Here is a 22,934-nt window from a genome sequence, read left to right on the forward strand (position 1 = left end):
TGCAAGTAAACGGCAGCTTCGCCACGTTTCTGCCCGAAAGCGGTCGGTCTGTTCACCACCAACTCCGGCCATTCTGCCTCCGACCCGAATGCAGACATCGGTCAAATTGACATCGCGGACACCTTGCTACCAATCCCGCTCACCTATCGAACCACCTAGCGCGTCCGGACCAGTCTGAAGGGAACCTCGTTCGTCGTGCCCTTTTCGGTGATCCTTACCCACATGGTGAGCGCGCTTGGGCTCGTGCGTTCGATCGTCATGCCGTCGAAAAACCATCGATCCTTCTCTACCGCCACCAGCGGGAAGATTACGGGCTTGCCCGTCCCATCTTCCCAGCCCGTCATGTCCTGGCTGAAGTGACGAACCCGATAGGCCAGCGATCCCCGGAGCGGGACGTAGTCCACGAGTTCGGTAAACGAAACGCCGCCCTTGCCGTCGGCCATCGCGAAATGGCCCGTGATCCGGCCTCCCAGCGGTGCGGAGTAGGTTTCCGTCACGTCGGAGCCCATTCCCGTGCCGACCCAGCTGCCAGCCAGCCAGGCCAGTTGATCGATTGACGCGGGTGGCGACGTGCCGGTCCCCAGTGAGCGCGTGTGCTGCGCGGTCGCTGGAACGGCCATCGCAAGACCAATAGCGGCCAAGGTCCGTATCACGGCACGTCTCCCTGTGATCAGGCGCAGCCTAGCGCCTCGGCCGACGGAATCCACCGTGTCTTTCGTGCCTGGACCGTGGCCGCGTCGACCAGCACGATCGCGCGAAAATTTGTCCCCGGCTCTATCTCGGCGCGCTTGGCCTGCCCGAACAGGGGGCCGTTGCGACCTTTCGGCCTTGCCCGGCTCGTCACGTCCTCGGCCCTGGGTATCACGGCACCAAGGGCACTATGGTACTTTGGTTGCTCGCAAAATTTACCGGAATTTTGGGTCGGAACCAATGCGCCGCTCAATTCTTGGACTCTCACGAACTCAGTTACGTCGCAATTAACGCGATTGTGAAAAGAGTTAAACAATAGGGTTAATAGGAGTTCACGATGCGCGACAAGGCCTCGACACCACATGGTGCTGGATCAGCAAACCAGGATCGTGGTTACTGCCAGCGGATGCCGAGCAGTATGAAGGCGGGCAACCGAGATCTCGGCATGTTCAATCGCAGCAGCGTGAAAGGCGAGAAATACCAGGGCCATGGTACGACGCCGGCCTATATCTAACTCAAAGCCGAGCTCGGCTGTCACTGGCAACAGACGTCAGGGGCATATCTGAGAGGTCGGCAAGGTCAGCGATGGTGAGCCGTAGAAGCGGTTCAGCCATCGCGGTTGCCGAATAGCAACGTATGCTTGCGACCATCCGCAAGGCGTGGCCGATGCGCGATGCGGAAGAGCTATCGCTCCGCATCATCTGTCCCGTCATGGTCGGGACATCACCGAAGTCGATCCGTGCCGAGGTGCTGTGGCCTTCGACCAGCCTCGTTGTTCGTACAAACGGCGCCACGATCCACGGCGTTAACCATTTCTTAACCACAAAGCCTCACCCGGCAGATGAGGCCTCGCCTCCCCGCAAGGGTTCCCTGCTCGTCACGATGCCGCCCCAGCTGGGACGGGCAGGGACTGCGGCCCAATGAGCGAGTCCGAGCGACCGCTGCCGGCGCGCCTGGGACGTATTAGGCTCGGAGGATGCCACAGGCGCCGGGTACCGCGCGATCGCGCGGGCAGGGGCCCAGCTAGGCGAGCAGATCGCCCTGATACAGTCGAAGACGGGCAACCCGGTCGTACGACCGATCTCCGGTCACGCAATGCTCAACGTCATGCGAACCTGCAGCGAGCCAATCGCGAACAAGGCGCGAAAGATCGCGGTCGCGCGGCGAGCGTATATCATCCAGTTGGGAGAGAAACTGTCGGAAGACAGATCAGACCATATCGAACAGACATGACTCCGCCGCAGTGGAAAACATTTGTTTTCTGCGGTGGAGAATGGTGGACGCACTTGGGCTCGAACCAAGGACCCGCTGATTAAGAGTCTCTGGACACATTGTTTGCCGTCCTGCGCTGTAATATGCAGAAGCTCGCTAAATGACTGAATTATCTCGACTCGTACTACGCTAAACGCTGTTAGCCATTGTCTCGGTTCGCTGTAACGTGCTACCTAGGCGCTACCTGGTGGAGCAGCGGTAATGAAGGCCAAATTGACGGTACGCAGTGTCGAGGCAATAAAGCCTGCGAGCGCAGACGTGATTGTCTGGGACGTCGAACTGGCGGGCTTTGGTTGCAAGGTGACCCCAAAAGGTAAGCGGTCGTATTTTTTGTATTACCGGACAAAGGAGGGGCAGCAGCGGCGGCCGACAATCGGCGTGCACGGACCGACACGCCCCGAGGGTGCGCGCGAGATTGCACGTCGCTGGCTCGCAGAGGTGGCCCAAGGAAAAGACCCGTCACAGTCGCGAACGGATGAACGGGCGGCTCCAACGGTTCGAGACCTATGCGCACGCTATATGGAAGAGCATGCTGAAACTCGAAAGAAGGCGTCATCGATCCGCAACGATCGGCGGTTGATCGAAAATCATCTGCTCCCGACGATCGGTGCTAAGAAGATTGCGTCCGTCATGCGGCCCGATATAGCCGCATTGCATCATGCACTTCGTGCCACCCCTTATGAAGCAAACCGAATGTTGGCGATGGCTAGCAAAATGTTTGGCCTTGCCGAGCGTTGGGGGTTGCGACCGGACGGTTCCAATCCCGCAAAAAACATTGATCGCTATAACGAGCAGAAGCGCGAGCGTTATTTGTCAAAGGCTGAGGTTGCTCGATTGTGGGCGACGCTCAACTCCGTTGATGGCGCTACTAAGGCGTCGCCAAGCGCTATAGCTGCAATCAAACTGCTGATGCTCACCGGCCGGCGATTAAATGAAATCCTCGGGCTGCGATGGGCGTGGATCGACCTGGATGCTAAGCTCATGAGTCTGCCCGACACGAAGAGTGGTGCGCTAGTCGTTTCCCTAGGTGACGCCGCCGTTGCAGTTCTCGCGGAGCTGCAAGCAGCAGGGCGTGATGAAACATTTGTGATTGCGGGGCAGCGAAAGGATGCTCCGTTGGTAAACCTACAAAAACCTTGGCGGTTGTTACGATCGCTCGCATCCCTTGACGACGTCCGTATCCACGACCTCCGGCATACATATGCCAGCGTCGGCGCAGGATTAGGGATGAGCTTACCGCTTCTTGGTCGATTGTTAGGTCACACTCAACCTGCAACGACGGCGCGTTACGCGCATCTCGCTCAGTCACCGGTGCAGGTCGCCGCCGATGCTATCAGCGTAGAGTTGATGCGGCTAACATCCGGATAAGAGTATCCGGCAGTAAGAAAATTGAGCTGTTATATGATAGTAAACTGTTATTCGATAATAATATAGATTACGATAAAAGATAATAGTTTTTGGGTGGTGCTAGAAATAGGTGGGCCACGAAAAAAGTTATATTTTTATAAATGTCATGGACTGTGTTGTGATGAGCAGAGCCGTTTAATCATTATGCGCCTGGCGATGTACCACATGGATCATGCGCCACCGCCGTGGAGGCTTGGAAATTGCGGCTACCCGCTGACGTACCCCACCGGACCTATCAGCGGAGTTAGTACGCTCGTGTTCGGGACTCTCCGGGGCGTAAAACTGCAATGACAAAGCGCGGTCCACCTCCGCCATGATTGCGACGGCTACGCTATCGCTTAAAGGTGGATACCGCGCCCGCTTTGTCGACTACTACCAGTGGTCGCGTATACCCTTTCGGTTAGGCAGCTAACGTGGTCCACTAGTACCAATGAAAACGCTCTGCTGAAAGGCAAGTTTAATTGCAGGTATCCTGCTGAGATGCAGAAAATATTTTCGCCCTTGTAGACTGCCATAACTAATGCGACCGTTTTGTCCACGTTCGTTGGCTTTCCTAGCGGGCGAAATTGATGTTCGGGAGGGGCAATGTCACGTCAGTTAAAGCTGGCTAAGTTCAGCGATCTAGCGCTTGCAGATCCGTTCTTTGATAGCCTGAAATCAGGCTATAACGGTTTTCCGCAGTGGTTCGCCAGCAAGGCGAACGAGCCGGTTTATGCGGTCATTGACGATCAAACCGACGAACTGAGCGGAATGATTTATCTGAAGCAGGAAAACGGGCCAGTAACTGACGTTGAGCCGCCGCTAGCTGATCGCGCTTGGTTGAAGGTCGGTACGCTTAAGATTGAGGGTAAGGGAACTCGCTTGGGTGAGCGCGTTATCAAAAAGATCTTCGACACCGCAATCAATACGGGTGCCGACGGAATCTACGTCACCGTGTTCGAGCTTCATCAGACTTTAATCAATCTGTTCAAGCGCTATGGTTTTGTCGAGCAAGCGAGTAAGACGACGGGTGACGGTATTGAAAAGGTGCTGGTACGCTCTCTGACCGAACTCACGGGCGATCGCCTAAAGGATTACCCGTTTGTGCGTCGTGAGGGCCGCAAAGCGTGGTTGCTGGCGATTTATCCGGCTTACCACACCCGTCTCTTGCCGGACTCCATTCTTAAGAATGAGCCCGCTGAGCTTGTTCAAGACGTCTCCCACACCAACACCATTCACAAAGTCTATATTGGGAAATTGGCGCTTGGTCGGATGACACCAGGGGATATCGTCATTTTCTACCGGACCAGCGACAAAAAGGGGCCGGCGTATTTTCGTTCGGTGGTAAGCTCGATATGCGTTGTTGAGGAGGTTAAGGCGAAGAAAGATTTTAGTAATGTCGACGCATTTCTAGCGTACACGATGCCGCGCAGCGTCTTTACCGAAGAGGAGTTGCGCAACCAGTGGAGTGCTTCGAAGCGGCTATATGTCGCTAAGATGACTTACAATGCTGCGTTTCAGAAGCGAACCACCCGCGGACAGCTTCTGGACAGTGGCGTGATATCGGAACAGCCTCGCTGGGATTTCCGCGAGCTTAATAAAGGTCAGGTCGACCAAATACTCGGAATGGGAGAAGTTAATGCGCGTCTTATTGTCGATTAAGCCGGAGCATGTAGAGAATATTCGGCGTGGCACTAAGACATTCGAGTTTCGGCGTCGTATTTTCGCTCGCCGTGATGTCCAGACAGTTCTCATCTATTGTACTCGTCCGGTGAGTCGCCTGATTGGTGAGTTCGATATCGCCGACATCCTTGAGGACGAGCCGGAGGCGCTTTGGGCCTCGACAGCCGGCGGTTCCGGAATATCGAAAGACTTTTTCGACGCTTATTTTGAAGGACGGCTGCGCGGCTACGCGCTCCAGATCGGCGCCCTACGGATATATGATGAGCCGATCTGCCCGAGCGATTGGTTCGATAATTTTACGCCGCCGCAATCGTACATGTATGTCGCCGCCGCCGAAGCATGCTGCCCGCCGCCGCGACAGTTGGCAATGCTCTGATGGCCGGCCAATGTACTCTCGTATTCGGGGTCTCTGGCGTAGGTAAGACCAGCGCCTGTCAGGCATATGTCGCGGCTCATCCCGGCACTTTGTTCGTAAGTGCAAGCGAGCTTTTAAAAGCGGCCCGGCGAAGCAGCACAGAGGCGTTACGTACGGAAACTGCTGACAGGATCATTCAAAATCAGGAGCTTCTGAGTCCAGCGCTTGCTGCCTTTCGAGCTGGCCGGGAGCAACGTCCGATCCTAATTGACGCACATGGGGTCATCGACAATGATGAGCAACTAGTGCGCGTGCCGGTGTCAACAATCGTGATGCTTTCGCCTGATCGTTTGATCTTACTCGAAGCGTCGGTCGAGGAGGTTGCGGCCCGCCGCGCTGGTGCTGAGCGGTCACGGCCGGTTCGGACCCTTGAAGCACTTGCCGAAGAAATTGCGGCAGAGCGTCAGATGGTCGCTAGCTATGCAATCGCATTGAATGTCGACCTCGTCATCGCCAATTTGAGAGACGGTTTCAAGCTGGATGAAATTCTGTAGGTAAGACGTTTATCCCGTTCGAGATTATCGGCTTGGCGATAGGTAGGGTCATTGGTTCGTTGTAGCCTAATTCGGTCATCCGCGGCACGTAGAGCCCTTCATTAGCCGAAGTGACGTTGAAGCCGTAATAGTCGAAAATTCGTTCAAATTGGGGGAGCTTGGTGGCGCTGACGGTCAGATGAGGCCGGTCATCGTCGAGCCATTTGAGCAATCCGTCGAATAACCGCACACCAATACCGCGACCTACGTGGCTGGATGCAACACGAACCGTACAGATCTTGCGCTCATCCGTTTCCTTTTTTGCAATCCCTAAACCGACCACTTCGCCGTCACGCTCGATCGGTAGCAACAGCCGCGTGCCCTGGCGTGCACCCGGGACGACTTTCTGGCTAAACCACTGGGCGATGCCGGGATAATCGTTAGACAATGGCAGGAGAAACGATAGCGCCTGTGCCTCGGCAGCGCTCAATTCGAGAGGCGAGGGGCTAGCCGGTCGGGCGACAGAGGGTAAGGGATCGAAAATCACGATTGATTTCCTACGACAGTTGCCGTGTCGCGCCTAGTGTCATCCTTGGCAGGTCGGCCGGATGCAGGAGGAACGGAGACTGATTTGCGATCTACGGTAGGGGCTTTTGTCAAAGTGGCGGGAGTCGCGGATATATCCCAAAGCGACTGGATCAGTGAGGCCGCGAGGTTGCCAGCTAGACCGAAGCTGAACGCGATTACCAGGTAGGCCACTAATATCTTGCGACTACTGCGCCGGGTCTGCAGCTTCACGAACGCCGAGAAATCACTTATCGGCACTCCTAGGCGGCTTTCACGCTTCCAGTGATAGACAACCATGCCTTCAGGAATGCCCGAAGCGACATAGCTGTTCCAGCTTTGCTCCAATAGCCTCATTTTATGTGAGGGGGTGTTCGAAACGCTGAGTTCCGAGTGAACCGGCACCGCGGTTAAGAATGCTACAAGCTTGAAAGCGACTGGTCCGCCCCTAGCGCGGTCGTTACGCATTCGCTGCTCAATTGCTGCCGGAAGCGTCCGTGCTTCGTTCATACGAAAGTCAATATATTCGATTTCATCGAAACCACTCTGAAATCGACGATCGAGGGGGCGAATTACTTTCACAAACGGGTTCTCGTCACGGCCGGCTTTCAAGCGGATACGTAGACGAAAATAGGACGGAGCTGCCGGTGAGGCATGGTTGCACGCTTCCCGGATCGCATCTCTTTCGATTGTGAGCACCGTGCCGTCATGCTGTGCGGCAATCTCCAGTTCATTTGGTTCGATGCCCTGGGACCCTTTCGCGAAACTATGTACTCGGCAGAAGACGCTATTTGGCTTGTCGTTGAGTTCGATGCAGCCCGTCCCGCCCGCAACAGGCGCAGTGATTTTGAAAACCTCGTTAAAGATGCCCTGTGCAAATTGCGACTGAGCAAGATAGGGCGCACAATCCTCAACCATTCCGCGGTTGATCTTTGTGGGCAAATAGACGCGTATTTTCTCGATCTGTCTAATGTCTGTGATCAGTAGGCCGATCTCGACGAAATCCTCGACAGCCTTTTTTGTCTTGGCTGTAAAGCCCGGATCGCCGGCAATCCTCCAATAATTAAAATGCACTTCTAGATCGGTAGGCGTTGAATTGAGTTTTGGCACGCACCAGATTGCAATCGTACCGTTACTTTGCATCCTTGCCCCCTAGAAATTTGATAACGTCTTATATGGTGCGCACTTGCTGTGACATAGCCGGCACATTGCATGCCCGGATACCGTACCGAGGCCGAATAGATAGCGTTAAAGTTTCTTCGAGCTTCCTAGAAAATCGGAAAAGGCACCCTTCACGTGCCAGGCTGATAAAAACTGCGCAGGGGACTTGCTGCTTTGTATCTGCCGATCTGCGCAGCTCCATTCATAGGCCACTGCGCTACCAACGTGTGGTGCGGCGCGGTTCACGACATCGCCCTAGCCCTACCAAATCAGCGCGGTACTACGTTCCTTCACGCTAATCGAAGGACTAATCAAGTGCAAAATACCCCCTTACTTACGAACAATGAAGCAGCCGACTATCTAAAACTCTCACCTCGTACGCTGGAACGTTGGCGGTGGGCACAGCGCGGCCCAACTTTCAAAAAAGTGGGCGGCGCTGTTCGTTATACAATGCCCGATCTACAGCGGTTTGCTGGTCTGGAGGGCGTTCAGTGATGGATCAGGCTCTTCTTATCCCCACATGGCCCAATAATGAGAATATATTAGACGTTTGGCCGGGATTTAATACTTTTCCCAATTTAGCGGCCCCTTCGTTGTGGCATGCGCATTGGTTGGAATTTAAAAACAATACTGAGGCTATCGCAGGTGCAAACCGGACACCAGCCTATGAGAAGCGCCCGTCTCAGCAAGGCGAATGGGTAAGTCGCCGAGTGGCAGGCCGCTTTCTTTGCATGCGGCGTCTGCCCTCAGGGCCGATCATGAAGCTAAGTGAGTGGGAGCAGCTCGAAGTTGGCATGTCCATCCTTTGGCACCCTGAGCCGTCTGCATCCGAACAAGATCAGGCTGAAGCTCGAGCATCTTATTTACAAGGGAAAGGTCGTGGCCGTTTCAAGATTCAACAGCGGGCGGATCGCACGCTATGGGTATCCCGAGTGACATAACTTAAACGTTTAAGTCGTAACCTGGGGGCGCGTTGCCAATCTTATCAAAGCTGGTCCTATCGGGAGCTTTGTCAGAATTTCTGAAAGCCTATTATGAAACCAATGAACCGTTTGTTCTATACGCCACTCGGAGAATGGGAGATAGTTGGTCCTAAGCCCAATGAGACAATTGACGCTCTATACAAGCGGCTTTCACGGCTCGCCCGGAGCTATCGGACATGGGGGCGGGCATTCCGGGTCGAGAAACGAGACGACGGAGTGTTTTGGTGGCGCGTAGAGCCAGGACAACACACCAAATTGGCGTGGTGGTATCGCCTACCGGTAGGGGAGCCATTCGTGATGATGCAGCGTGCTCAGCATCACGACGTGGCGTCAGCAAAGGCGACGGCGCGTTATTTAAGAGGGAAGGGGGAGGGTACGTTCCATGTCACTCTCCGAGATACCGATTTGATCGTTTGTCGGCAGGACGCGCCGCCGCTGACAAGCCTGCCTCATAATTCGTGAATCCGCGCCATATATAAATTGCTGCTTCGCCCCTTAAGGATGCTTTTGATCATGATACCCGGCGTAATCATGTTCATGTATAATCATTCACTTGGCTTAAAGAAGAAGAAGAAAAAGTAATTATTGTAGATCCCTAAGGGGCAAAGCGGATTCCCGTAAATGGCTCCATTTCGCGTTGATCGGCGGCGGCCATGGTTTTCCGCTGCTGGCCCTCGGCCGCCCAACTCCGTTGATCGCTTGTGGCGTGATTTAAGCTTCACAGAGCGCGAAAAGGGCTGCTTGGGAGGCCCCCGCGCCGTTGTGGCGCATAACCCCTTTCTGGAAGCTCTGTGACGCTTGGGAGGAATAGATGTGCTAGTTGGGGCTGTAAGCGAGGCTCTGACCCGGCAGTGAGGGGATTATCAATCTTACGCGTCAAACCGTAGTACCCAACTTAGCGGGGCATTCGTATGGCTGGTGTACCGCAGTTTTAATCCGGCAAGCTACAGGGGACGGCGCGCGTTCCCAAGACTGACGAACACACGGAGCGTTTCGCAAGACGCGTTGGGGGGCCGGTGGTGCATAAGCGGACGGAGGAAACAAAGTGATTGCGGTATTGCTGGCGCTGGCGGCATCTGCTGGACAACATGAGCTAGTCGTTCGCTTCTTCGGCGATCAGCCAGGCTACACCCATATTTATCAAACTTCGGCAGCTTGCCATAAGGGGCGGCAAGCGATTCTCGACGATTACAAGCAGCGCATGGTGGAAAGCGAACGTTCTGCGCGGGCGCAAGGCGCGGTGGGATTCATTCCCTCGTCTCCACCCATCGCGATCTGTGTTCCGCTCTGACATTTTGTGAAAGATAGCCCGCCATTCGCCAGTTTAACCTGGCGTCAGCGCTTTAACCGATGTCGGCCGCCGGCCTCTAGCTAAGATTCTGCAAGAACTACGTTGCTCCGTAGATCGCTCACACTCGCTATCCGGCATTGGTCTGGCCTTATCGATACAATGCCGCATGGTCGTGCACCAGCAGTTAGCGTCGATGATCGGGGGTGTACGCTCGTCACGGCCTATGAAAGCAGAAAGACTGCTCCACCAATCCCAGAAAATATATCGCGACGCCACCGCAAGGTATTCAGCTGAGCGTCGATTTGTAGAGTAAAAAAGGGTGGTACCCTTAGATACAGAACCGTCCGCTACCTATTTGCTACTTGGACACGCTTGCGGCCTGTCGAATGCAACGTAAGTCATTGAAAAGGTGGTGGACGCACTTGGGCTCGAACCAAGGACCCGCTGATTAAGAGTCAGCTGCTCTACCAACTGAGCTATGCGTCCATTCCGGGGCGGTTTTGAGTGGCGCCCTGGTGTGGCGCCCCGCTGCTGGAGGCGCGCTGTTAGCAGACTCATCGGGGGCCGCAACCCCCTTTCGTCCAAATTGCTGTCTTTTTCTGCTTACCAGCGTGTCGTCTTGCGATTTTCCCGGTCGATCGACATCAATATCCCCAGGCACAGCAGCACCGTCATCTGCGACGACCCGCCATAGCTGAACAGCGGCAGCGGGATGCCCACCACGGGGGCGAGGCCCATCACCATCATCAGGTTGATCGCGACATAGAAGAAGATCGTCGTGGCGAGCCCCGCAGCGGCCAGCCGCGCGAACCGCGACTGCGCGCGCTGGCCGACCTCGATCCCCCAGCGGATCACCAGTAGGAAGGCGAGGATCAGCAGGCAGCCGCCGACCAGCCCCCATTCCTCCGCCATCGTCGCGAAGACGAAGTCGGTATGCCCTTCGGGGAGGTAGTCGAGATGGCTCTGCGTGCCGTTGAGGAACCCCTTGCCCCACAGCCCGCCCGATCCGATCGCGATCTTCGACTGGCTGATATGATAGCCGGTGCCCAGCGGATCGCTTTCGGGATCGAGGAAGATCAGGATGCGGTTGCGCTGATAGTCGTGCAGCGCGAAGTTGATCGCGAGCGGGATCGCGACCGACGCGGCGACCGCGCCGCCGACGAACAGCCTCAGCGGAATGCCCGCTAGGAACATCACCGTCGCGCCACCCGCGCAGATCATCAGCGCGGTGCCCAGATCGGGCTGTTTCATCACGATCGCCGCGGGGATGCCGATCAGCACCGCGGCGGGCCAGACGGCCGCGAACCGCCGCGTCTCGTTGGGCGGCAGCATGTCGTAGAAGCGCGCACAGGCGAGCACGATCGCCGGCTTCATCAGTTCGGACGGCTGCAGCCGGATGAAGCCGAGGTCGAGCCAGCGCTGGCTGCCCCCGCGCACCGCGCCGAGCAGCTCGACGAGCACGAGCGCGAGGACGAGCGCACCATAGGTCGGCCACGCCGCCGCCTTCCAGACGCGCTCGGGGATGCGTGAGAGCACGACCGAGCCTGCCAGCAGGATGAAGAAGCGGATGCCCTGCGGCAGCGTCCAGGGGCGCAGCGAGCCGCCCGCCGCCGAATAGAGCACGACCAGCCCGAAGGTCCCGATCGCCGTGACCAGCAGCAACGTGCGCCAGGGCAGGGTGGCAAGCTGTTCGGGGATGATCCGCGATGTCATTGGCCGCGCTCCGTGGTTCCGTCTTCCGCGACCCCGCCGCCCGCGGTCGCCAGATCCGCCTGCGTCCGGTTGGCGACGTCGGTGGCGTTCTCGACTGCCGGGGCGTCGCTCGGCACGGTCGCGTCGGTCTTGGTCGCGATCGCGGCGGGCGGGGCGCTCTGCGCCGCGCGATAGGTCGCCGCGGTCGCCGCCATCCGCGTCCTGATGTCGCCGCCCCAGGTCGGTTCGACCTCGGCGAGCGTCTTCAGCGCGCGCTCGCGGTCGAGCATGTAGGTCATGATGTCGCGCCCGATCATCGGCGTGTCGAGGTTGCGCACCGTGTGCCCGTTATGCTCGAGTACCACGGCGAGCGCGTAGCGCGGGTTGTCCGCGGGCGCGAAGCCGATGAACAGCGCATGGTCGCGCAGCTTGAACGGCAGCTGGCCGTTCTTGAGCACGCCCGACCGCCGCTCCGCCATGGTGATGCGGCGGACCTGCGCGGTGCCGGTCTTGCCCGCGATCGCGACGCCCGGGATCAGCAGCTTGGCCGCGCCGCCGGTGCCGCCCTGGTTGATCACGCCGAACATCGCCTCGCGCACCCGCGCGAGATTTTCGGAATCGATCGCCAGCGCGGGCGCGTCGCGGTGGACCTGGCTCGCGAGAATGCTTGGCTGCAGGTCGCGGCCCGATGCGATCCGCGCCGCCATCACCGCCAGCTGCAACGGGTTGGCGAGCACATAGCCCTGGCCGATCGACGCGTTGAGCGAATCCGCGACCGTCCAGGGCCGCTTGTACTTGTGAAGCTTCCAGTCGGGGTCGGGCATCGTCCCGAACCGCTGCGTCGAAAAGGGCAGGTCGAACTTCTGCCCCATGCCCAGCGTCCGCGCGATCGGCGCGATCGCGGCATAGCCGACCCGCCGCGCCATCTCGTAGAAATAGATGTCGCAGCTCTGCATGATCGCGTTCTTGAGGTCGAGCGGCCCGTGCCCGCCGCGCTTGTGGCAATGGAACACGCTCGTCCCCAGCCGCATCGCGCCCGAACAATTGACCCGCGCGTCGGCCGGGACGCCGGCATGGAGCAGCGCGAGCCCGTTCATCGGCTTGACCGTCGAGCCCGGCGGATACAGCCCCTGCGTGACCTTGTTCATCAGCGGCACGTGATCGTCGTCGCTCAGCATCTGCCATTCGAGATGGCTGATCCCGTCCGAAAAGCTGTTCGGGTCATAGGCGGGCATCGACACCATCGCGAGCATCTCGCCGGTGCGACAGTCGATGACGACCACCGAGCCCGAATTGGTGCCCAGCCGGCGCGCGGCATATTCCTGCAGCCCCGCGTCGATCGTCAGCCGCGCGGTCTTGCCCGGCACGTCGGGTTTGGTCGCGAGCTCGGCGACCAGCTTGCCGCGCGCGGTGACCTCGACCCGCTTCGCGCCCGCCTCGCCGCGCAGCGCGGGTTCGAGCATCTTCTCGAGCCCGTCCTTGCCGAGCTTGAAGCCGGGGGTAACGAGCAGCGGGTCGCGCGTCTTCTTGTATTGTTCGGCATTGGGCACGCCGACATAGCCGGTCAGATGCGCGACCGCGGCGCCTGCGGGATAGTTGCGCGCAAAGCCGCGCGTCGGCGCGACGCCGGGCAGCTCGGGCAGGCGCACGCTGACCGCGGCGAACCGCTCCCAGTCGAGATTCTCCGCGACCTGGACCGGCTGGAACCCGGCGGCATGGTCGAGGTCGATCGCGATCCGTTCGATCTCCTCGGGCGGCAGCTGGAGGATGCGGCCGAGCAGCGGCAGCACGCGTTCCTTGTCGCGCAGCCGGTCGGGGATGATGTCGACGCGGAAATCGGTGCGGTTGTTCGCGATCGGCACGCCGTGGCGGTCGACGATCCAGCCGCGCCGCGGCGGCAACAGCGTCATGTTCACGCGGTTGCTCTCGGACAGCATCGTGTAGCGTTCGTTCTGCGCGATCGACAGCCATGCCATCCGCCCGGCCAGCATCAGCCCGACGCCACCTTGCACCGCGCCCAGCATCCAGGCACGGCGCGAGAAACTATAGGCTTGCGACATCTCGGTCACGACACGCGGCGGCCGTCTCATTCGGAAACCCGCCTCATTCCTGAACCCTGCGTCGTTCGATCGTCGCGACGATCCGCGCCGCCAGCGGGAAGAGCATCATGGTGATCACGATCTGCGCCAATAGCACGGTGTCGACATGCGTGCCGACCCGTACGCCCAGAAATCGCCCGCCGATCACGCAGCACGCGATTCCGCCGCTCGCGATCAGCCAGTCCTGCCAGAAATCGCGGTACACCAGCCGCTGCTCGATCATGTCGATCGCCACGAACGCGAGCGACCAGAGCAGCACCGCGCTGCCCAGCGGCTGCCCGCTGAGCAGGTCGTCGAACAGCCCGAGCGGTGCCGCCGCCCAGGGGCGCAGCGCGTAACGCGCGAGCAGCCGCCATGCGAGCAGCATGACGAAGCCGAACGGCGGCAGGATCGGGATCGTCGCGATCAGCGGCACGATCGTCATCAGCGATCCCGCCATGACGGTCAGCCACGGGATCGCCCGCGCCCGGCCGCCTGCGACCTTCGGTTCGAATGGCTTGTAGTCGACGCTGTTGCGGGTGGTCACGGCTGGTCGATCATTTGGGGGAAGACGGGATAGGGTGGTTTGGCAGTCACTTGGCGCTATTGTCGGAGGGCGCAAGGGGGCGCGGCGGCGGCACCGGCATGAAGCCTGGCTCGACCACCGCGAAATCGAAGGTGTCGGGATTGGCGAAGGTCCGCGCCATCACCGAATCCGCCCCCGCGGTCATCACCCGCGCGACCGGGATGCCGGGCGAATACAGACCGCCGACGCCCGACGTGACGAACAGGTCGCCCGCATTGAACTTGACGTTGGTCGCGTTGACCGACCGGACGTCGAGCATGCCGTCGCCGCGCCCGACCGCGATCGCGGGCAGCCCGTCGCGCGTCCGGCGGATCGGCACGATGCTGTCGCCGTCGGTCAGCAGCATCACGCGCGCCGCATTCGGGCCGGTCTCGACGACGCGCCCGACCAGCCCGTCGGGGCCGCGCACCGCCATGCCCGGCCGCACCCCGCTCCAGCGGCCCGCGTTGAGCAAGGCGAAACGGCGCCCGCTCGACGCGCTCGAACTGACCAGTCGCGCGGCGACGACCGGTTCGGCGATCCGGTCGCGGACCTTCAGCAGCGATCGCAGCCGGCGATTGTCATAGGCTATCGTCCGCGCGCGCATCAGCAACGCCCGCGTCTGGTCACGCTCGCGGCGCAGCGCGACATTTTCCTGGCGGACGAAGAAATAGGTCCCGATCGCCTCGGGCACCGCGGCGACCCCGCCCACGACCCAGGCGAGACCCGACGAGACCGGCGCGGTGAGGCCCGCCACGCCCATCCGCGCGCCGGCAAAGGCGGGCGGATTGAAGGTCGAGACGACGAGCAACGCTGCGCCCACCACCGCACCGGCGATGGCGAGCACATAGCCTACGAACACCCCATATTGACGCCGTCGGGAAAACCCCGTCCGGCGGTCGCGGGCTGGCGCCATGCGCCTGTCCCCTCGTTCTCGGGCATCGCCGGGTCCGGGGCCCTATCCCCGCGACTCGGTCGATGCGATTTCCACTGACCCGTTTCCCACCTACACGCTTCTCAGCCGCTCATCAGCACGCCGCGGAACAGCGGGTCCTCGAGCGCGCGACCGGTGCCCAGCGCGACGCAGGTCAGCGGGTCCTCGGCGACCGTCACGGGCAGCCCGGTCTCGTCGCGCAGCACCTCGTCCAGGCCCTGCAGCAGCGCGCCGCCGCCGGTCAGGACGATGCCCTGGTCGACGATGTCCGCGGCCAGCTCGGGCGCGGTGTTCTCCAGCGCGACGCGGACGCCCTCGACGATCGTCGCGACCGGCTCGCTCAGCGCCTCGGCGATCTGGCCCTGGTTGATCTGGATTTCCTTGGGCACGCCGTTGACCAGGTCGCGGCCCTTGATGTGGATGATCGTGCCGATGCCGTCGACCGGCGGCTTGGCGATCCCGACCTCCTGCTTGATCCGCTCGGCGGTCGCTTCGCCGATCAGCAGATTGTGGTTGCGGCGGACATAGCTGACGATCGCCTCGTCCATCTTGTCGCCGCCGACGCGGACCGACGTCGTATAGGCCAGACCGCGCAGGCTCAGCACCGCGACCTCGGTCGTGCCGCCGCCGATGTCGACGACCATGCTGCCGATCGGCTCGGTCACGGGCATGTCGGCACCGATCGCGGCCGCCATCGGCTCCTCGATCAGCCACACCGTGCTCGCGCCCGCGTTCGACGCGGCGTCGCGGATCGCGCGGCGCTCGACCTTGGTCGATCCCGACGGCACGCAGATCACGATTTCGGGCCAGCGCGCGAAGCGGCGCGGGCCGTGCACCTTCTGGATGAAATATTTGATCATCTGCTCGGCGACGTCGATGTCCGCGATCACGCCGTCGCGCAGCGGGCGGATCGCCTCGATATTGCCCGGGGTCTTGCCCATCATCAGCTTCGCGTCGTCACCGACCGCCTTGACGCGCTTGATGCCGTTGATCGTCTCGACCGCGACCACCGACGGCTCGTTCAGGACGATGCCGCGGCCACGGACATAGACAACCGTGTTCGCGGTGCCGAGGTCGATCGCCATGTCGTGCGACATGAACTTGAAGAAACGCGAGTAGAAGGCCATTCAATCAGGGTCCCGTAATCCTGGCCGCCGGACGGGCGGCATTTCGCACATCATCTCGCGGGCCCCGCCGGTGTTTTCGAGCACCGGGTGCCTAATAAGCGGGCGTTTGCGGGTCGCGGGATGCCGTCGCTTGGTCTAGACGCAAACCCATGTCAATACGGCGTCTCCCCGAGCATCTCGTCAATCGTATCGCCGCCGGTGAAGTGGTGGAAAGACCCGCCAGCGCGTTGAAGGAGTTAGTCGAGAACGCCATCGACGCGGGCGCCGGACGCATCGCGATTCTCCTCGTCGAAGGCGGCACCGCGCGCATCGAAGTCGCCGACGACGGATGCGGCATGACGCCCGCCGACATGATGCTCGCGCTCGAACGGCACGCGACCTCGAAGATGCCCGACGAGATCATCGAATCGGTCGTGACGCTCGGCTTTCGCGGCGAGGCGCTGCCCTCGATCGCCAGCGTCGCACGGCTGACGATCGAAAGCCGGGTGAGGGGGGCCGAAGGCTGGTGGCGGATCGTCGACAATGGCCGCGTCGAGCGCGAGGGGCCCGCCGCGCTGCCCCCCGGCACGCGCGTCGTCGTCGAGGATCTGTTCGCGCGCGTCCCCGCCCGCCGCAAGTTCCTGCGCTCGCCGCGCGCCGAATATGCCGCCTGTCTCGATGTCGTCCGCCGGCTGGCGATGGCGCGTCCCGATATTGGCTTCACGATCGAGCATGACGGCCGTCGCACGCTGGCGGCGACGCAGGTCGAGGACCGGCCGGGCCGGGTCGCGACGCTCACCGATCGCGCGCTCGCCGACAATGCGGTCACGATCGACCTCGAACGCCCGGTCGATTCGGGCATGCTCGTGCTCGGCGGGGTCGCGAGTCTGCCGACCTACAATCGCGGCATCGCCGACCACCAGTATCTGTTCGTCAACGGCCGGCCGGTTAAGGACCGGCTGCTGATGGGCGCGATCCGCGGCGCCTATGCCGAGATGCTCCCGCGCGACCGGCACGCGGTCGTCGCGCTGTTCCTCGACGTCCCCACCGACCAGGTCGACGTCAACGTCCACCCCGCCAAGACCGAGGTCCGCTTCCGCGACCCCGCGATGGTAAGAGGCCTGATCGTCTCGGGCCTCCGCCGCGCCCTCGACGCCGCCGGCCACCGCAGCCAGCGCGCATCTGAGTCCGCCCTGTCGATGTGGCAGCCAGAAACCTCCTCTCCCCCCGGGGGAGAGGAAGGGGCCCGCCCGCAAAGCGGGTGGGAAGGTGAGGGCACGCCCCAAAGACTACCGCTCGAATCCCGCAGCTACGCCACGGTAAACGACGCCCGCCCGACGTTCTTCGCCGCGCCCCCACAGGCAAGAGCCGAACCCGCCTGGACACCCCCGCCGCAAACCTCATCCTTCCCGATGGGCGTCGCGCGCGGCCAGGTCGCCAAGACCTATATCGTCGCCGAGGCGGAGGACGGTCTCGTCCTCGTCGATCAGCATGCCGCGCATGAACGCCTCGTCCTCGAACGGATGCGCGCCGCGCTCGCCGGCGGCACGGTCGCCAGCCAGGCGCTGCTGATCCCCGAGGTCGTCGAGCTCGACGAACCCGCCTGCGACCGGCTCGAGGCGCGCGCCGCCGAACTGTCCGAGTTCGGGCTCGACCTCGAGCGCTTCGGCGCGCGCGCGATGCTGGTCCGCGCGACCCCCGCCTTGCTCGGCCAGAGCGATCCCAAAGGGCTCGTCACCGACCTCGCCGACGAACTCGCCGCGTTCGACGAGGCGCTGTCGCTGAAGGAACGGCTCGACGCGGTCGCGGGCACCATGGCCTGCCACGGCTCGGTCCGCGCCGGCCGCATCCTCTCGGTCCCCGAGATGAACGCGCTGCTCCGCGAAATGGAGATCACCCCCCATTCGGGCCAATGCAACCACGGCCGCCCCACCTGGGTAAAACTCGCGCACGGCGACATCGAGAAGCTGTTCGGCCGCAAGTAAACCGTGCGGCGTGGGGGTGGGCGCCGTCTCCCGCAGCCCCCCACACTCCCGTTCGTGATTATCGTAAATACAAGAGCTTTGACCAACGATGGTGTTCGACAGGCACTGCTCACGGTACCCCCCCCCAGCAGAACCGCCTGCCGAACGCATCGGCATGTAATAAAGCAGGCTGCTCAGGACTATTATTAAGTTTGATCCGAGGATCGACAATTAACTATTGATACTACGATTTATGGAAAATACGCCTTTCAGGTGTACTTCAAGGCTTATGCGGACATGGATAAAGCGCATAATGCATAACATAGGTTATGTTTTAGGATCGACTTCTTTGTGCTTCTGCATATTTTGATTCGACGAGATACTTAAACACTTTCGTGGCAGGAGTGCTATCTACTGCGAGCGTCGTCCATGGCCATTGCCAACGTTGTTCGCAACAGGTTAACTTGGCAGGTGGATTAAGCTGACACTTACACCTTCGCACAATTGCAGACATTCGAAGCTTAGCGGGGTTGGAAGCAAAGGAGCGTTCATGCCGACGGCAAAACATCCGGCAATTACCGTGACGCGTATGCTTCCGCTCGCGGCATCGCTGCTGTCTGGCACTCTATTGGGTCGAGCGGCAATGCTCGCGTTAGTTTCGCCGATGGCGATGGACGGTGGACAGTCTGTCGGCGCGTGGGCGCTGGTATTGTTCTTGCTCGCTCAGCCTATCATGCTCGTCGCTGCTATGACGGCGGGCTTTCTCTGCTATCGCCGATTGACAAAATGGCGCTTCGTCACTGCGCTCGCACTGCCGGCTTTGCACCTTCTCGGCATGAGGATTCTCATGCTCGCTTTATAGGCTGAAAGTCGAGTTTCCACCAAGTTGAGCCGTTGACACCGGCTGCCCGGTGCCCGGCGATAACGCCCTTACATCCGCGTCGCGTCACAAAAAAAAAGCCCCCACCGTCAGGTGAGGGCTCGTGACGTCAGGCGAAGTCTTACTTCTCGCCATTGTCCTTGACGCCCACGGTGGGCACGTCGACCGTTTCGGTTTCGGTCTTGACCTTGGGGACCTCGACTTCGGTCTTCTTCGTGCCGACGACGACCGCCTTGGAATCCAGATCGACATTCGGCATGTCACCGCCCTTGACGGAGACCTCCGGAAGCGAACCTTCCTTCACGTTGGCGCTCCAGAACCCGGTCGCAAAGAGGACACCGACGATGGCCGCAATGAGGACAAGGACGATGACGATCGTCTTGCCTGCGCCGCTCTTCTGATGAATTGGCTCGCCGCCCCGATAATCTGACATTTAACTCTCCCTGTACTTACAACAGGTTCGAACACTCTCGACGCAGTCTTGTTCCGTTTGCGTCATGACGTCGAAAGTGCCGGCGCCCCGCACGCGGATCTTAACGCGTCTTGAGGGCGGAGCGACGGCCGGACGTCGCCGGCGCGCTTCCCAAAAAAAAGGGGGCCCGTCGCGAACGACGAGCCCCCCGATACGCCCCGGTTCGATCAGAACCGCACGGTCGCCCCGACCGCGAGGTTGCGGCCCAGCGCGTCGTAGCGCGCGGGGATCGTGTTGCTGCGCGCCAGGCTGATGTCGTAGGAATTCGCCAGGATCGGCGGCGTCTTGTCGAGCAGGTTGTTCGCGATCAGCCGGAGCGAGAAATCGCGCGACACGGCGAAGGTCAGCGCCAGGTCGAAATAATTCACCGGCGCGATCCTGTAGAAGGTCGTCCGCGCGCGGTCGGGCGTGCCGCCGATCGCCGGATCGCCCGAATTGTCCGCACTCGTCAGCGACCCGACATAGCGCCAGTTGAACGAGGTGCTGAAGATGCCGTCGCTCGTCGTATAGGTCGTCCGCAGCCCGTGCGACCATTTGGGCAGCAGCTGGCCGCAGCCATTGCCATAATAGCCCGCACAATTGCGCTTGGGCTGGAGCGGCGAATCCTGCCCGCCGGCAAAGGTGGTCAGCGACCCGTTGAAGTTCCAGTCGATCTTGCCGGCCCCGCCCAGACCCAGTGTATACTGGCTCTGGAAGTCCCAGCCGCGCGCGATCGAGAAATAATAATTGGTCGTGCCCGCGCGGATGAAGCCGCTGGTCGGGTTGTTCGCGGCGGCGGCGTAGAGGATGCCGGTGCCGGGCTGGCGGACGATCCCCGAGCAGAAGAACGGGTCGCCGTTCGAGCGCTGGCAGCCATCGGTGTAATAGCTGTCGTCGTTATAGCCGAGCGAGTTGTTGATCTTGATCCGGTAGCGATCGACCGAGAAGACCAGCCCGCGCAGGAAGCTCGGCTTCACGACCAGGCCATAGGTCTGGGTATAGGCGGTTTCCGGATCCGCGGTGAACCCGCCCGATCGCACCGCGCACTGGTCGTTCGGGCACAGCAGGGTCGCGCTGCCATAGAGTGCGTCGGACAGCCCGGTCGCCGCGCACACCTCGCGCGAGGCGATCGGCGTGGTCGTGGTGATCGTCCGGCCGGGATTGGCGGGGTCCGCGATCTGGCGCGGCACGGGGGCGCAGAAGTCGTTCTGCGATCCGCCCTGCCGGCTATAGTTGATCGCGGTCGCCTGGCGGATCTCGAACACGGTCGGTGCGCGCTGCGCCTTGTTGAACGACGCGCGGAACGTCAGGTCGCTGACCGGGGCATAGGTGCCCTCGAGCTTCCACGTGTTGAAGGTCTTGGGATTGCTGCTGTATTTCGACACACGATAGCCGCCCGTGACCTGCAGCAGATGCGCGAAGCGGCGCTCCTCGATCAGCGGCGCCTGGACTTCGATGTTCGATTCCCAGACGTCCTGGCTCAGGTTGAAATCCTCGCCGCCATTCTGCTCGCGGTAGATCGCATCCGCGGACGAGGCATAGCTGTCCTTGCGATATTCGCCGCCCAGCGCGATCGCGACGCCCTGGTTCGCAAAGGGCGAGGTGACCCCGTATTTGCCGAGGTCGCCGGTCACCGACGACACGATGTCCCACAATTTGGCGACGCCGGTCGAGGTGCCGCTGCGCGCGGTGAAGAGGTAATCGGCGAGCGGTCCGCCTAGCGTCCCCGCGCTGAACGCGTTGAACGGGACACAGGCCGGGTCGACCCCCGACACGGTCGCCGCGCAGGTCGGCGTGCCGTTGACGCTGACGACGTTGAGCGAGCGGTTCACCCGGTCGAAATCGGCGAAATTGCCGAAGGTGATGTCCTGCTGGTTGCGCGAGAACACGCCGCCCAGATCATAGGTCCACGCCTCGCCGACGGTGCCGCGGATGCCCGCGGTCGCGCGGATCCCCTTGTTCAGATAGACGTCGGGTGAGAAGGGCAGGTCGTTGAAGCGATAGCGCACGTCGAGCGGCGCGAGCGCCGACGTCCCCGCCTGCGCACCGCAGATCGTGCTGGCCTGCGACGTCGACAGGAACGGGTTGTTGCAGTTCACCTGGTACGGCGTGTCGCCATAGGCGGTGTAGCTGTAGACGCGCGTCGGATAGGGGTTCACTGACCTGTCGCGGAACCAGATTCCCGAACCATAGAGCTCGAGCTCGGGCGCGATCTTCGCGCTGACGAAGCCGCCCGCCGTATAGCGTTCGAATTCGCGCTGGTAGGAATAGCCGTCATAGGGGTTGGCCGCGTTGCCCGCGCCTGCGCCGTAGGGCACGAAGCTGCGCGTGCCGGCGGGATCGTTGACATAGCCGACGCCGCTGTTCGCCCCGCTGCGCGGCGAGATATAGCCGCTCGGCGAATAGGTCGACAGCGAGCAGGACAGCGGGCCGTCCTTGCCGGTCTGGACCAGCTGGCATGCCGAGCTCGACCGTGCGTCATAGGGGACGTCATTGGCCTGGCGGTAATTGACGAAGCCCGACACGCGCAGCGCGCCGTCGAACAGCTTGGTGCCCGCGGTCAGCGTGACGTCGGACCGGCCGCCGTCATTGGTCAGCGCGCGCGGCGCCTCGAACGCGTTCGCGCGCGCCAGCGGCGACACGATCGTGTCCTTGTTCTCGTGATTGTAGAAGCTGTAATTGCCGTCGAGCTGGATCCCCTCGAAATCCTTCTTCAGGATGAAGTTCACCACGCCCGCGACCGCGTCCGATCCATAGACCGACGACGCGCCGCCGGTCAGCACGTCGACGCGTTCGAGCAGCGAGGGCGGGATGATGCCGACGTCCTGGCCGTTCTGCGTGCCCAGCCGCTTGCCGTCGACCAGCACCAGCGTCCGCTCGAAGCCCAGGCTGCGCAGCTTGATCCGCTGGCGGCCGTCCGAATCCTGATAGGTCTGCTGGCTGTCGGGCGACACCTGCGGCAGGCGGTTGAGCACGTCTTCGACGGTGATCGCCGCCTGCGCGCGGATGTCCTGCGCGGTGACCGAGGTGATCGGCGCGGCCGATGTCATGTTGGGCCGCTGGATCCGCGATCCGGTGACGACGATCATATCGTCGGACACGGTCTTGGCCGTATCGCCCGCGGCGAACGCGGTCTGCGCATCGGCCTCGACCTTGGCCTGGGCCGGCGTCGCCGGGCTGTCCGTCGCGGTCTGCGCCGCAGCGGGGATCGCCGTCAGCAACAGCGATCCGGCAAGTGCAATATAGGACGTGGTATGTCTGAAGTTCATGAAGGCCCCCTTGTCCGGCTGCGCGATCGCGCTTGGTCCGGTTCCGGGGCATGAATTCTCCATTATGACTTATATGA

The 22,934-nt window shown here is 61.3% G+C and carries 19 protein-coding genes and 1 tRNA gene; 9 read left to right on the forward strand and 11 right to left on the reverse strand.

Annotated elements, in window-relative coordinates:
• Positions 1-155 precede the first annotated feature (155 nt).
• The gene (locus sphst_RS11325) at positions 156-620 is read right to left on the reverse strand and encodes a DUF6265 family protein (RefSeq protein ID WP_031392833.1); all 465 of its coding nucleotides are present in this window, start codon (positions 618-620) and stop codon (positions 156-158) included.
• Between the two features lie 407 nt (positions 621-1,027).
• Here sphst_RS11325 and sphst_RS20530 point away from each other — a divergent pair, with 407 nt between their 5' ends.
• The 5 genes from sphst_RS20530 (at position 1,028) to sphst_RS11350 (ending at position 5,940) form a co-directional block, all read left to right on the forward strand.
• Positions 1,028-1,204, forward strand: a complete 177-nt coding sequence (locus sphst_RS20530) for a hypothetical protein (protein ID WP_156360243.1) — start codon at positions 1,028-1,030, stop codon at positions 1,202-1,204.
• Positions 1,205-2,163: 959 nt separating this feature from the next.
• Positions 2,164-3,330, forward strand: a complete 1,167-nt coding sequence (locus sphst_RS11335; RefSeq protein ID WP_031392831.1) for a tyrosine-type recombinase/integrase — start codon at positions 2,164-2,166, stop codon at positions 3,328-3,330.
• A gap of 624 nt (positions 3,331-3,954) precedes the next feature.
• Complete coding sequence (locus sphst_RS11340; protein WP_031392830.1) at positions 3,955-5,010, forward strand: acetyltransferase; 1,056 nt, start codon at positions 3,955-3,957, stop codon at positions 5,008-5,010.
• On the forward strand, positions 4,988-5,407 hold the full coding sequence (locus sphst_RS11345; protein WP_051916152.1) for a hypothetical protein: 420 nt from the start codon (positions 4,988-4,990) through the stop codon (positions 5,405-5,407). The genes sphst_RS11340 and sphst_RS11345 overlap by 23 nt, the downstream gene beginning before the upstream one ends.
• Complete coding sequence (locus sphst_RS11350; protein ID WP_081877373.1) at positions 5,371-5,940, forward strand: ATP-binding protein; 570 nt, start codon at positions 5,371-5,373, stop codon at positions 5,938-5,940. The genes sphst_RS11345 and sphst_RS11350 overlap by 37 nt, the downstream gene beginning before the upstream one ends.
• Here sphst_RS11350 and sphst_RS11355 read toward each other — a convergent pair.
• Positions 5,918-6,466, reverse strand: coding sequence for a GNAT family N-acetyltransferase (locus sphst_RS11355; RefSeq protein ID WP_199848962.1), 549 nt, complete (start codon positions 6,464-6,466; stop codon positions 5,918-5,920). The two genes, sphst_RS11350 and sphst_RS11355, sit on opposite strands and share 23 nt — an antisense overlap.
• Positions 6,463-7,626 (reverse strand): hypothetical protein, encoded by a 1,164-nt coding sequence (locus tag sphst_RS20535; protein WP_159043589.1) that lies wholly within the window; start codon positions 7,624-7,626, stop codon positions 6,463-6,465. The genes sphst_RS11355 and sphst_RS20535 overlap by 4 nt, the downstream gene beginning before the upstream one ends.
• Before the next feature lie 333 nt (positions 7,627-7,959).
• On the opposite strand from sphst_RS20535, the gene sphst_RS11365 reads away from it, so the two are divergent.
• Both sphst_RS11365 and sphst_RS20540 read left to right on the forward strand, forming a co-directional pair.
• Positions 7,960-8,139: a helix-turn-helix domain-containing protein gene (locus sphst_RS11365; protein WP_199848963.1), complete on the forward strand. Its 180-nt coding sequence runs from the start codon at positions 7,960-7,962 to the stop codon at positions 8,137-8,139.
• Between the two features lie 1,533 nt (positions 8,140-9,672).
• A complete protein-coding gene (locus sphst_RS20540) occupies positions 9,673-9,918 on the forward strand; it encodes a hypothetical protein (RefSeq protein WP_159043590.1) in 246 nt (81 codons plus the stop codon).
• A gap of 410 nt (positions 9,919-10,328) precedes the next feature.
• Here the strand turns inward: sphst_RS20540 and sphst_RS11370 are convergent.
• The 6 genes from sphst_RS11370 to sphst_RS11395 form a co-directional block, all read right to left on the reverse strand.
• Positions 10,329-10,404 (reverse strand) — tRNA-Lys (locus sphst_RS11370).
• Between the two features lie 117 nt (positions 10,405-10,521).
• Positions 10,522-11,631 carry a rod shape-determining protein RodA gene (rodA, locus tag sphst_RS11375; RefSeq protein ID WP_031392826.1) on the reverse strand — a complete coding sequence of 370 codons (1,110 nt, stop codon included), beginning with the start codon at positions 11,629-11,631 and terminating at the stop codon, positions 10,522-10,524.
• Positions 11,628-13,700: a penicillin-binding protein 2 gene (mrdA, locus tag sphst_RS11380; protein ID WP_107045554.1), complete on the reverse strand. Its 2,073-nt coding sequence runs from the start codon at positions 13,698-13,700 to the stop codon at positions 11,628-11,630. Before mrdA ends, rodA begins: the two co-directional genes overlap by 4 nt.
• Positions 13,701-13,713: 13 nt before the next feature.
• The gene (gene mreD, locus sphst_RS11385; protein WP_031440173.1) at positions 13,714-14,235 is read right to left on the reverse strand and encodes a rod shape-determining protein MreD; all 522 of its coding nucleotides are present in this window, start codon (positions 14,233-14,235) and stop codon (positions 13,714-13,716) included.
• A 46-nt stretch (positions 14,236-14,281) separates the two neighbouring features.
• Positions 14,282-15,169, reverse strand: a complete 888-nt coding sequence (gene mreC / locus sphst_RS11390) for a rod shape-determining protein MreC (RefSeq protein WP_107045555.1) — start codon at positions 15,167-15,169, stop codon at positions 14,282-14,284.
• 101 nt (positions 15,170-15,270) lie between these two features.
• Complete coding sequence (locus sphst_RS11395; RefSeq protein WP_031439534.1) at positions 15,271-16,314, reverse strand: rod shape-determining protein; 1,044 nt, start codon at positions 16,312-16,314, stop codon at positions 15,271-15,273.
• A 149-nt stretch (positions 16,315-16,463) separates the two neighbouring features.
• Between sphst_RS11395 and mutL the strand changes: the two genes are divergently transcribed.
• On the forward strand, positions 16,464-18,278 hold the full coding sequence (mutL, locus tag sphst_RS11400; RefSeq protein WP_107045556.1) for a DNA mismatch repair endonuclease MutL: 1,815 nt from the start codon (positions 16,464-16,466) through the stop codon (positions 18,276-18,278).
• 529 nt (positions 18,279-18,807) lie between these two features.
• Positions 18,808-19,119 carry a hypothetical protein gene (locus sphst_RS11405; RefSeq protein ID WP_146163682.1) on the forward strand — a complete coding sequence of 104 codons (312 nt, stop codon included), beginning with the start codon at positions 18,808-18,810 and terminating at the stop codon, positions 19,117-19,119.
• A 139-nt stretch (positions 19,120-19,258) separates the two neighbouring features.
• Here the strand turns inward: sphst_RS11405 and sphst_RS11410 are convergent, their stop codons facing one another.
• Both sphst_RS11410 and sphst_RS11415 read right to left on the reverse strand, forming a co-directional pair.
• Entirely contained in the window at positions 19,259-19,570 is a 312-nt protein-coding gene (locus tag sphst_RS11410; protein ID WP_031393651.1) for a hypothetical protein, read from the reverse strand.
• A gap of 206 nt (positions 19,571-19,776) precedes the next feature.
• Positions 19,777-22,857 carry a TonB-dependent receptor domain-containing protein gene (locus sphst_RS11415; protein WP_031393652.1) on the reverse strand — a complete coding sequence of 1,027 codons (3,081 nt, stop codon included), beginning with the start codon at positions 22,855-22,857 and terminating at the stop codon, positions 19,777-19,779.
• Between the last annotated feature and the right edge of the window lie 77 nt (positions 22,858-22,934).

The sequence above is a fragment of the Sphingomonas sp. STIS6.2 genome (genome assembly GCF_000732685.2).
Lineage (GTDB): Bacteria > Pseudomonadota > Alphaproteobacteria > Sphingomonadales > Sphingomonadaceae > Sphingomonas > Sphingomonas aerolata.